General features: G+C 68.1%; 6 protein-coding genes and 2 pseudogenes. 5 read left to right on the forward strand and 3 right to left on the reverse strand.

Features of this window, described 5'->3' with window-relative positions; translation table 11 throughout:
* Window positions 1-155 precede the first annotated feature (155 nt).
* The gene (locus CF165_RS45890) at window positions 156-782 is read right to left on the reverse strand and encodes a hypothetical protein (RefSeq protein WP_143268844.1); all 627 of its coding nucleotides are present in this window, start codon (window positions 780-782) and stop codon (window positions 156-158) included.
* Window positions 783-1,191: 409 nt separating this feature from the next.
* On the opposite strand from CF165_RS45890, the pseudogene ligD reads away from it, so the two are divergent.
* The 4 genes and pseudogenes from ligD to CF165_RS45910 form a co-directional block, all read left to right on the forward strand.
* Window positions 1,192-1,308 (forward strand): annotated as a pseudogene (gene ligD, locus CF165_RS54165) (non-homologous end-joining DNA ligase LigD); the annotation flags it as partial.
* 345 nt (window positions 1,309-1,653) lie between these two features.
* Window positions 1,654-2,433: a transposase family protein gene (locus CF165_RS45900; protein WP_093953920.1), complete on the forward strand. Its 780-nt coding sequence runs from the start codon at window positions 1,654-1,656 to the stop codon at window positions 2,431-2,433.
* A gap of 529 nt (window positions 2,434-2,962) precedes the next feature.
* On the forward strand, window positions 2,963-4,201 hold the full coding sequence (locus tag CF165_RS45905) for a S28 family serine protease (protein ID WP_158226929.1): 1,239 nt from the start codon (window positions 2,963-2,965) through the stop codon (window positions 4,199-4,201).
* Window positions 4,202-4,468: 267 nt separating this feature from the next.
* The gene (locus tag CF165_RS45910) at window positions 4,469-7,372 is read left to right on the forward strand and encodes an AfsR/SARP family transcriptional regulator (RefSeq protein ID WP_158226930.1); all 2,904 of its coding nucleotides are present in this window, start codon (window positions 4,469-4,471) and stop codon (window positions 7,370-7,372) included.
* Here the strand turns inward: CF165_RS45910 and CF165_RS50805 are convergent.
* A pseudogene (locus CF165_RS50805) lies at window positions 7,369-8,087 on the reverse strand (integrase core domain-containing protein); the annotation flags it as partial. The gene CF165_RS45910 and the pseudogene CF165_RS50805 sit on opposite strands and share 4 nt — an antisense overlap.
* Before the next feature lie 80 nt (window positions 8,088-8,167).
* A complete protein-coding gene (cimA, locus tag CF165_RS45925) occupies window positions 8,168-9,766 on the reverse strand; it encodes a citramalate synthase (protein ID WP_093953915.1) in 1,599 nt (532 codons plus the stop codon).
* 215 nt (window positions 9,767-9,981) lie between these two features.
* On the opposite strand from cimA, the gene CF165_RS45930 reads away from it, so the two are divergent.
* Window positions 9,982-10,981: AMP-binding protein (locus CF165_RS45930; protein WP_143268845.1), on the forward strand; the 1,000-nt coding region annotated here is incomplete at its 3' end.

Consider the following 10,981-nt stretch of genomic DNA (forward strand, 5'->3'; position numbering starts at 1 on the left):
AACCACCGGTGAGTCGCTCGCCGCGCTGCGCGGTGCAAGATCGATACCGCGGTCACTGATGGCGTTCACGTCGTCCGCGTGCGGAGGGCTGGCTTCGACGCGCTGGCGCTGTCGTTCCAGTGGGTCCCTTGAAGTTGGGGCGCGCACCGGGTATATCACCGGAAGAGGGCACGCTGGTCCGCTCGGTCGCCGCGGTCGCCGCGGTCGCCGCGGTCGACGATCGACATGACAGCTGCGCCTCCGTCATCGACGCGGCGATCATCGCCTAGCGTCCCAGTTGTGCCGAGGGGTGCTGCGGCCACCGTAGGTTGTCCTCGGTGATCTCTGGTGCGCCAGATCGGCATCTCCAGCGGCGACGTCAAACGAACCGCCAACTTGTCGCCCGTCCCGAGCTGTACGAATCCTCGGAGCCGCAGCGGCAGGCGGAGAGTGACCTTGGCTAGCCTGCGCATGCTCGTTCGCAGTCGGTCCTGGTCGATCAGCCGCATCTCGTGCTCGTCATCGCGGTCCCGGAACTCCGGTGGCAGCAGGTAGGCCGCCGGTGCGGTCGCGCCGAAGTCGAACTCGAGGCCGGCTTGCCGCACCGGCAGCTGTCCGTGATGACGCACTTCGACGCCGAGGTAGACGATCGAGGGGACGTCTTCGAAGGTGACGCGTTGGTACGCCTCCAGAATATGGGCGCCACCTCGCAGGTGACGCGCGTTGCCCCAGACAGGAGGCCGAAGCAGCACACGGCATTCGAGATGGCACCTAATGTCACCGGATAGGGCGTTGACCAGCACAGATCCGGCGAAGCTGGGCCGAACGGGTTACCGTCGAGGCGGGGCGGTGGTGAGTCGGGACGGAGACTGCGCATGGCTGGGCGTGCTGCTTCGTCTCGAGTTCCGGAGTGGGTCGAGCCGATGCTGGCCAAGGCTGACGGTGGCCGGCTGCGGGAGGGCCCGGATTGGGCATATGAGTACAAGCTGGACGGAAGCGTGCGGGTTCGCGCATTCCCGTAGGCCTTACGCACGAACTAGTCGTGCTCAGGACTTCGGTTCTGGCATCGGCGATCGGGTTCGACTCAGTCGAATGGACGAGGAGTGCGGCTTGCTACGCGGGTCGTATCGTCCTCGTCGCTTTTACCAACTGGGCGGTGCCCGGGACGCGTTCCCATCGGACGGTTGTGTGACATTGGTACACGTGGGTGGCTGGTCCCAGAACAACCCGGCCAAGACCACCATCGCCCCCTACTCTCTGCGCGGCCGCGACCACCCGACGGCGTCGACGCCGGTCACGTGGGATGAGGTCGAAAACTGCGCCCACGTCGCCCAACGAAGCTCCAGACGTTCTCCCAGCGCGCAACGCGCTGCTGCCTTAGCAGACTGTGCGCGCTGGACTTCGACAGCTTCGCGCCCGCCAGCCGTTGAGAGGCAACCTGTAAAGCCAGGAAGGAGGGCGTGCCGACCTCCTCACGGAGGCGGGCAAGCTCAATCCGGAGGTTCGCCTGAGGGTCGCGACCTGCGCACATTGTCCCTGGGCTCCCGTCCAATGCAGCGTCCAATTTCCCGCCACGCCAATCGGACGAACTACGGGGTGGAATGCTCCAGTCTAAGGGATGTCTCGTAACCCGGTGTCGGGCCGGCTGGTCCGGTAGTCGATCATGTTGGTGTGGTGCAAGTGATCACAGCGTCGCGGCCGGAGTGGATTGCCCCGTTCACCGGGCTGCAGCCCGGCCAGTTCCGCAAGCTGGTGCGGCTGGTCGCGAAGCGGGGCGGGGACGAGATCGCCGACGGCCGGCCGGGCCGGCAGTGGGCGTTGCCGCTGGCCGACCGGGTACTGCTGGTCGCCACGTATTGGCGGACGAACCTGACGATGCGCCAGATCGGGCCGTTGTTCGGGGTGTCGCATTCCGCGGCGCATCGGGTGATCGACACGATCGGCCCGCTACTCGCGCTGGCCCCGGTCCGCAAACGCCGGATCGACGCGGTCGCGATCGTCGACGGCACCCTGGTCCCGACCCGGGATCACCGGCTGGCCACCCCGTCGAAGAACTACCGCTACTCCACCAACGTGCAGGTCGCGATCGACGCGGAAACCCGGCTGGTCATCGCCACCGGCGATCCGCAGCCGGGCAGCCGCAACGACTGCACCGTCTACCGCGCCTGCGGCATCGCCGAGCAACTCGCCGACCGGCCGGTGATGGCCGACGGCGGCTACCAAGGCAACCCCGAGGTCGTCATGCCCTACCGCAAACCCCGCGACGGCAGCGAGTTACCGGAGTGGAAAGAGGATCTCAACGCCACCCACCGCAAGGTCCGCGCTCGCGTCGAGCATGTCCTGTCCCGGATGAAGAACTTCAAGATCCTCCGCGACTACCGCCGCGCCGCCAGCACGCTCGCCGACACGGTGTCCGGAATCGCACACCTCCACAACATCATCCTCACCGACTGACTGCAACACCAGCCCCACCAACCACACCACCAGTTACGAGACAGCCCTTAGGTGCCATGACCTCGCACAACTTCAACGACAACGAACCCAGGACCCCTCGCGCCGGCCGGATTGGTTGAGGGCCAGGGGGAGGAAACCGGCGGAGCTGGGCACGGGTCCAGCAACGTCAAGCAGGTGTGCACCTCGGGCCAGCCGGTGGGCGGGTGGATCGAACAAACCTCCGCAAGACGTACCCGTGAGCACCGGGCGTGAGGGTCGAGTAACGTTTTGCAGTATCGCCGACATAATCGACGATGAGGCTAGCGTGGAGCTAGCGCCAACCCTTGCTTGGGCCTTCTGGCGTAGAAGTTCTCTCAGCCACCTTCGTATGCTCGGCTTGCCAGGCGTCAACGATGCGGTGGTGACACGAGGGGATGGGAAATTGTCGCGTCGAAGAAGTCATGCTGCGATCGCGGTCGCGGCGATGGTCGTTGCGGGCTTACTGGGGACAACAACGGCTGGGGCTGCGGCGAGTGGTTATTCCACCGTTGTGCAGTCGGACATCGGGGATCAGTTGCGGGCCGTTCCGGGTTTGACTGTGGTGTCCGAAGAACCGTCTCCGGTTTCGGGTTATCGGCTGTTCGCGCTGGATTACCTTCAGCCGGTGGATCACCACGATCCCGCCGGTGGTTTTTTCAAGCAACGTGTCCAGTTGCTGCACAGATCGGAAAACCGGCCGACAGTGCTGTACACCAATGGGTACGAGGTGCCCGCTCAGGTCTCGCTTTCCGAGCCGGCCCAGATGCTCGATGCCAACCAGCTCGTCGTGGGACAGCGGTTCTTCACCGGTTCTCGCCCGGAGCCCGCTGACTGGTCCAAGCTGACCATCTGGCAGGCCGCTTCCGACCACCACCGGTTGATCTCCGCGCTCCGGCGTGTTTATTCAGGCAGGTGGATCGGGAGCGGTATCGCCAAGGGCGGGGCCGCTGCCGTCTACTACCGGCGGTTCTACCCCGACGACGTGGCGGGGGTCGTTTCCTACGGGGCTCCGGACAACGTCGATGACGACGAGGACAGCCGGTACAACGCTTTCCTGGAGAACGTGGGCACTCCGAAGTGCCGGCAGGGCTTGAAGGACATCCAACGGGCGGCTCTTCGGAAACGGGACGAGATCGTTCCGCGGTACGAGGCTTGGGCCGCCGCCAACGGATTCACGTTCGACCAGGTCATCGGGAGTGCCGACCGGGCTTTCGAGCTGATCGTCATGCACCTTCGGTACGCGTTCTGGCAATTCTACCTTACCGAGGACTGTGTCCGGATACCGCCGGCGACCGCGTCGGCCGACCAGATCTGGGATTTCCTGGACGAGATCGTGTCGTGGCAGACCCCGGTCGACCAGACGCTGCTGGCCCGGTCCGCGTGGTTCTACCAGGCCGTGAACCAGATGGGATTTCCCTCCGTCCGGGCGCCGTATCTGGCCGGGCTGCTGCACTACCCGGACATCCACGAGGCCGTGAACCTGCTCCCGCCGAGCCTGCGGCCGACGCATGACCCGTACGCGATGGAAGACATCGACCAGTGGGTGCGCACCCGATCCTCGCGGATGTTATTCGTCAACGGCGGGAACGACCCGAGCCCCGCGGAGCATTTCGTTCCCGGTCAGCGGGATTCCTATGCGTTCACCGCACCGGGGGCCAGTTATCGAACCGGGCGCATCGCCACCCTGCCCGACCACGACAAGGAGATCGCCACCGCGGCAGTGCGCCGGTGGGCCGGCGTCGGCCGGTAATCGAAAACGGATCTGCCGCGTGCCGGTGTCGCCCGAAGGGGTGACACCGGCACGTCGCTGTTCGCCCGTAGCCCCAGTCAATGGGGTGCCGTGTCCCAGTCCAGTAAGGTTGACGACGTCGAAGACGCTGAAATCACGCGCGACAGCACACTGCGAAGCGCGATAAGCTTAGATGCTCTTGACCGGGGGATGAGCATGGCGGACAGTCTCGCGTTCGGTAACAGACCACGACAGCAGGTCATGGCGCGACTGCTGGGAACCCTTGAAGTGGCCGGCACCACTGGCGTGCTTCGCCCGTCGGCCGGCAAACACCGTGTCCTGCTCGCCGGGTTGCTGTTGCGGGCCAACCGAAGTGCCACCGTCGACGAACTGCTGGGATGGCTGTGGGACCGGGTTCCGCCCGCGACCGCACGGCAGACGCTGTACGTGTACCTCAACCGGCTCCGCGGGGAACTGGCCCAGGTGGCCGACGACCAGATCCGCATCCGCACGGTCAGCGGCGGGGGCGGCTACCTGCTGGAGATCGACCCGGAGTCGGTCGACGTCCTGGCATTCCGCAGGCTGGTGGAAACGTCGCACGAGGCCCAGCTGAACGGCGATCCCGCCGCCGCGGTAGCCATGCTCACCGACGCCGAGCACCTGTGGCGTGGCCCGGCCTTGGCGGACGTGCCGTCCGATCGCCTGCAACGCGACGAAGCCGCCCGACTCACCGACGAGTGGGGGCGCGCGGTCGAACGGCGCGTCGACCTTCAGCTGGCTTTCGGCCGGCACAGCGAACTGATCGCGGAGTTGCGGTCGCTGACCGCGCGGTACCCGCTGCGGGAGCGGTTCTGGGCTCAGCTCATGCTCGCCCTCTACCGTGACGGCAGGCAGGCCGAGTCGCTGGAGAGTTACCAGCGCGCGCGTGACCTGCTCGTCGAGGAGGTCGGCCTGGACCCTGGTGACGAGCTGCGCCGGCTGCACCACCAGGTCCTCACGGGCGCGGTACCGCCGCCGATGTGGGCGTCGGACACGACCGACGCGATTCCCCAGGTCGGCGCCCCATGGGCGCCGCAGCGGCAGCTGCCGCCGGACATCCCCGACTTCGTCGGCCGGGTGGCGGAAGTCGAGGAGATGACGAGCCTGCTGCGGTCTGCCGCGTACAGCCCCACTGTCCCGCTGGTGGTGGTGTCCGGCCCGGCGGGAGTCGGCAAGAGCGCGCTGGCAGTGCGCGTCGCGCACCTGCTCGCGGACACCTTTCCGGACGGTCAGTGGTACGCCCGGCTGTCCCAGGCGAACTCACGTGTCGACCCGGCGGACCTGATCGACGACCTGCTCCGGCTCTCCGGCCTGCACCCCCGGTCCGTACCGGACGGGCTGAACGCCAAGACCGCCGCGCTCCGGGCCCGGCTCGCCGGCCGGCGCGTGCTGCTGCTGCTGGACGACGCCTTGGACACCGATCAGGTGCTCCCGATCCTGCCCGGTACGGCGGGGTGCGCGATGCTGGTCACCAGTCGCCGGCTGCTCACCAGCCTGCCCGGTGTCCAGCCGATCAAACTGGACATGCTGCTGCCTTCGGACGCGCGCGAACTGCTCGCCAACCTGGTCGGCGGGGACCGTGTCGCGGAGGAGCGGCAGGCGGCCGAGGAGATCGTGTCGCTGTGCGGTCAGCTCCCGCTGGCGCTGCGCATCGCCGGATCGCGGCTGGGGAGCAAGCCCGCGGCCAGGCTCGACGTGTTCGCCCAGACCCTGCGGGACGGGCAACGGCGCCTGGACCAGCTGGAGCTGGACTCGTTGCGGGTCCGGGCCAGCATGGCACTGAGCTACCTCGGCCTCAATGACGGGGCGCGACAGGCGTTTCGCCTCCTGGGCCTGCTCGACGGCGGTGACTTCCCGGCGTGGCTCGTCACGGTCCTGCTCCCCACCGCCGACGGCGAGCAGGTGATCGAGCAGCTGATCGGCAGCAGCCTGATTACGTCGGTCGGCCGCGACCCGACCGGTGAGCCGCGCTACCGCATGCACGACCTGCTGGCGGTGTACGCGGCTGAACTCGCCGGCGAAGTCGACGAGCACGAGCGAATGGAGGCGCTGTCCCGGGTGCTGTCGGCGTTGATCCAGCTCGCGTCGGCCGCCTGGCGCCGGGGCCGCCGCACTACGTGGGGCTGGCTGCCGGAGGAGGTCAGCCCGGTCACCCAGGTGCTGACCGACCGGCACATGAACCGGCTGGTGGGGACCCATCTGACGTGGGAGCAGACCGAACGCCGCCTGGTGCTGTTCATGATCGCCCGGGGCTGCGAGATCGGCCGGTATGCCGACGCGGCCCGACTGGCCAACCTGTTTTGCGTGTCGTCCTATCACGACTATCTGTGGATCCAGGACGTGGTGTGCCAGGCCGCGCTGGATGCAGGCGACGAACTGGTCCGGTGGCGCACGGAGTTCGCCCGCGCCCGGCACCTGGTGCACCACCACACCAGCCACGCGGTGCGCGGGCTCACCTCGTGCCTCCACCACTTCGAACGGCTCGGCTCGGTCCGGGAAACCTGCCATGTCATGGTGTGGCTTTCGCTGTGCCACACGCTACTGGAGGACCACACCAACGCGGAGGTGTTCGCGCAGCGGGCGCTGGCCGCGGCGAAGTCCGTCGGGCTGGAGGACCGCCAGCTGCAGGCCATGGCGTTGCCCGAACTGGCCCGGTCGCTCGCCATGGCCGACAGATACCCAGAGGCGGCACAGGCGTTCGAGCAGGCGTGGCAGGTGGCCCAGGAGATCGGTGACCCGGCGTCGCTCTGGACGGTGCTGAACCGGCTGGGCGATGTGGCCCGGCGCGCCGGCGACCTGGACCGTGCGCAGTGGGCGGCGGAGACGGGTCTGGCGATGGCGTCCATCGAGACCGAGCCGCAGGCGTCCGGCTGGATGATGTGCCTGCTCGCCCGCGTGCACGTGGCCAAGGGCGCGATCGACCTGGCGGTGGAGCTGGCCGACCGGGCCCGCGAACAGTTCATCGCGGCGGGGGAGGAAGGCGGAATCGCCGCCGTCGACGCGATTCGCGCGGAGGCGCACCTGGCCGAGGGCCGGCCCCAGGTGGCGGTGCCGCTGCTGCGGGCGGCCCTGCCAGCGCTGAAAGGTGAGGAGCACTCGCTGGTCGGCGAGATCCAGGTGCTGCTGGACATGGCCGAACGCGAGGCCGGTTAGCTGTATGAGGTTCTGACGTTGATGACGCCGTCGTGGAGCCTGGATGCTGGTGGCTGGTCTCCGGCGGCTGTGTGTGGTCGATGGTAGTTGTCGTGGGTGTTCCAGATGGCCAGGGCTGCGGGGCGGTGGGCTTCGCTGGTCCAGAGGTGGGCATGAAGGAGCTCTTCGGCGAGGATCCGGTTGTGGCGCTCCACTTTCCCGGTTGTGGCGTGGGGTGTAGGGCGTGATCCGCTGGTGACGGGGACCGCGTAGGACGGTGGCGAAGTCTTTCGCGCGGTAGCGGGAGCCGTTGTCGGTGACCAGGCAGTGGATGTGGGTGATGCCGTGGCGGCCGAAGAACGCCCGAGCGCGGTGGACGAACCCGATCGCGGTCCGGGCGGTCTCATCAGGCAGTGCTTCGGTGTTAGGCCAGGCGGGAGTAGCCGTTGATGGCGGAGTGCAGGTAGGTGTAGTGGGTCCGCTGGCCAGGTGTTTTGCCTCGGGCGACCCGTTTGTCCTGGTTGCTGCCTTTGCTGTGGGCGCGCCAGCCGCCACCGTCGGGGATCTGGCCGGTTTTCTTCACGCCGAGGTGGACCGTGTGCCCGGGCCGGCGGGCGGAGTACTTCCGTCCCCGGCGCAGCTGCTCGATCCGGGTCACCACGTCGGCGGGAGTGGCGGTGGGCCGGCGGTGCGGGACGCTCGGGTGGTCGAGCAGGCCGGTCTCGCCGTGGCGGCGCAGTTAGCAGGTCCGTCGGGTTCTCGCCCGCAGCCGGCAGGCCACGGGCGAGAACCCGACCTGGGGGTACGCCAGGTGGTCTAGGAGCCGGCGCAGGCGGCCGGCTGGGGTCCGCACAGCACGCCGTAGCGGTTCGCGTCCTCCAGGGCGAGCCATGAGGCTTCGATGAGGTTGTCGTGCACGCCCACCGTGGTCCATTCGTGGCGGTCGTCGCCGGTCGTGATCAACACCCTGGTGACCGCGTCGCTTCCTTGCCCGGTGGCGAGGATGCGGACCGAGTAGTCGGTGAGTTCCACCTTTGCCAGTTCGGGACGCAGGTGTTTCAGGGCGTCCCGCAGCGCCCGGTCCAGGGCGTTGACCGGCCCGCTGCCTTCCGCGGTGGCCACGATGCGTTCGCCGTCGGCGTGCAGCCGTACCGTGGCCTCGCTTGTCACCACGCCGTCGGCCCGGTGTTCGACGACCACCCGGTAAGACTCCAGCCGGAAGAACGGTGGCACGCCCTGCCCGAGTTCGTCGCGCAGCATCAATTCGAACGAGGCGTCCGCCGCCTCGAACGACCAGCCCCGGGATTCCATGTCCTTGATCCGGTCGACCACGCGTCCGACCGTCTCGGTCCGGCCGGCCAGGTCGAGACCGAGCTCGCGCCCCTTGAGCTCGATGCTCGCCCGGCCGGCCAGTTCGGTCACGAGAATGCGCATGGTGTTGCCGACGGCGGCCGGGTCCAGGTGGTTGTACAACTCCGGCCGCACCTTGATCGCGCTCGCGTGCAGGCCCGCCTTGTGGGCGAACGCGCTGGACCCGACGTACGGTTGCGCCGAATCCGTGGGCTCTCCGGCGATCTCGGCCAGTGCACGCGAGATGGGTGTCATCTCGGCGAGGCACCCCTGGGGCAGGACGTCCATGCCCATCTTGGTGACCAGGTTGCCGACCACGGTGAACAGGTCGGCGTTGCCGGTCCGTTCGCCGTACCCGTTGGCGGTGCATTGCGCGTGCGTCGCACCAGCGTCCACGGCGGCCAGCGTGTTGGCCACGGCGCAGCCGGTGTCGTCCTGGCAATGGATGCCCAGGCGCCCGGCGGTCCGGGACCGGAGTTCGGACACCACGCGGTGTACCCGCATCGGCAGCATCCCGCCATTGGTGTCGCACAGCACGGCGACCTCGGCTCCGGCGTCCCAGGCCCGGGTGACGACGCGCAGGGCGTAGTCCGGGTCGTTCTGATAGCCGTCGAAGAAGTGCTCGCAGTCGACGAAGACCCGGCGGCCCTCGCCGACCAACAGCCGCACGGTGTCCTCGATCATCGCGAGGTTCTCCTCGGGCGTGGTGCGCAGTGCGTCGGAGACGTGCCGGAGATCCGCCTTGGCCACCAGGCACACGGCCTGCGCCTCGGACTCCAGCAGCGCACGCACCTGCCGGTCGCCATCTGCCGTGCCGCCAGGCCGGCGGGTCGCGCCGAACGCGACCAGGGTCGCGTGGCGCAACGGCAGTTCCGACCGGGCCCGGCGGAAGAACTCGGTGTCCTTGGGGACGGCGCCCGGCCAACCTCCCTCGATGAACCCGACACCGAGCCGGTCGAGCAGCGCGGCGACCTCCAGTTTGGCGTCGACCGTGTAAGATACGCCTTCTTTTTGCGCGCCGTCACGCAGCGTGGTGTCGTACAGGTGAAAACGATCATTCGTCATATTCGCCCCAGTGCACATTGGCGTTTCCCCGACGCCGATATCGCCGAACAGTAGTCGGCGCCGCCTTGCACGGGGCTAGCGTGAGGTCGCACGGATCCACGCTAGGTGCGCTCTAGGTCGGTCGCAAGTGACGTCCCATACGGTTCTCGGGGGATTCTTTCCTGTCGCCGCCTGACGACAGACAAACGGCGGAAACGAACTTGGGGGATACACGAATGCCGACTGACCCTGGCCAACCACCGCACCCGGACGGCACCACCCGCGATACGCTGGTGCGGGTGTTCGAGGAGCAGGTGGGCAGGACGCCCGAAGAGGTCGCGGTCAGCCATCCGAGCGGCCGGCTGACCTACCGGCAACTGAACACCATGGCCAATCTGCGGGCCCGTCAGCTTGTCCAGGCGGGTGTCGGGCGGCAGTCGCCGGTGCCACTGGTCATGGGCCGGTCCGCGGATGTCGTCGTGACTGCCTTGGCGGTGATGAAAGCCGGCGGTTTCTATATTCCCGTGCACCTGAGTTCGCCGGCGGCCCGGCTGCGCGAGATCGTCACGGACGTCGGCGCGAATATCGTCGTCACCGATTCCGCCGCCGAGTCGCGCGGGCGTGACTCGGGTGTCCGGGTATTCGTGGCAGACGGGCTGCCGGCGGGGACACCGGAAGTCCCGAATCCGAGTCCGTACGGTTTGCCGGGCGAACTGGCGTACGTGATGTACACGTCGGGTTCGACGGGAGCACCCAAGGGTGTCGCGGTGACCCACCGGGACATCCTGGACCTGGTGGCCGACAGCGCGTGGCGGACGGGCCACGAGCGCGTCCTCGTGCACTCGGCGCACGCGTTCGACGCGTCGACCTACGAGATGTGGGTGCCGTTGCTGACCGGCGGCCGGGTGGTGGTCGCGCCACCCGGGCAACTGGACACCGCGGGGCTGCGTTCGCTGGTCGAGCAGCACGCGGTGACCGCGATGTTCCTGACCACCGCGCTGTTCTCGCTGTTCGCCGAGCAGGACCCGGCGTGCTTCAGCGGAATGCACACCGTGGCGACCGGCGGTGAGCTGATGCCGGTGCAGGCGATGCGCGGCGTTCGCACGGCGTGCCCGGATGTCCGGGTGCTGCACGTGTACGGCCCCACGGAGACCACGACCTTCGCCACCCGGCACCGGGTCGACGAGGTGGGTGACCCCGTGCCGATCGGGCAGCCGCTGGACGGCGTGCGCTGCC

Source organism: Amycolatopsis vastitatis (genome assembly GCF_002234595.1).
Classification (GTDB): domain Bacteria; phylum Actinomycetota; class Actinomycetes; order Mycobacteriales; family Pseudonocardiaceae; genus Amycolatopsis; species Amycolatopsis vastitatis.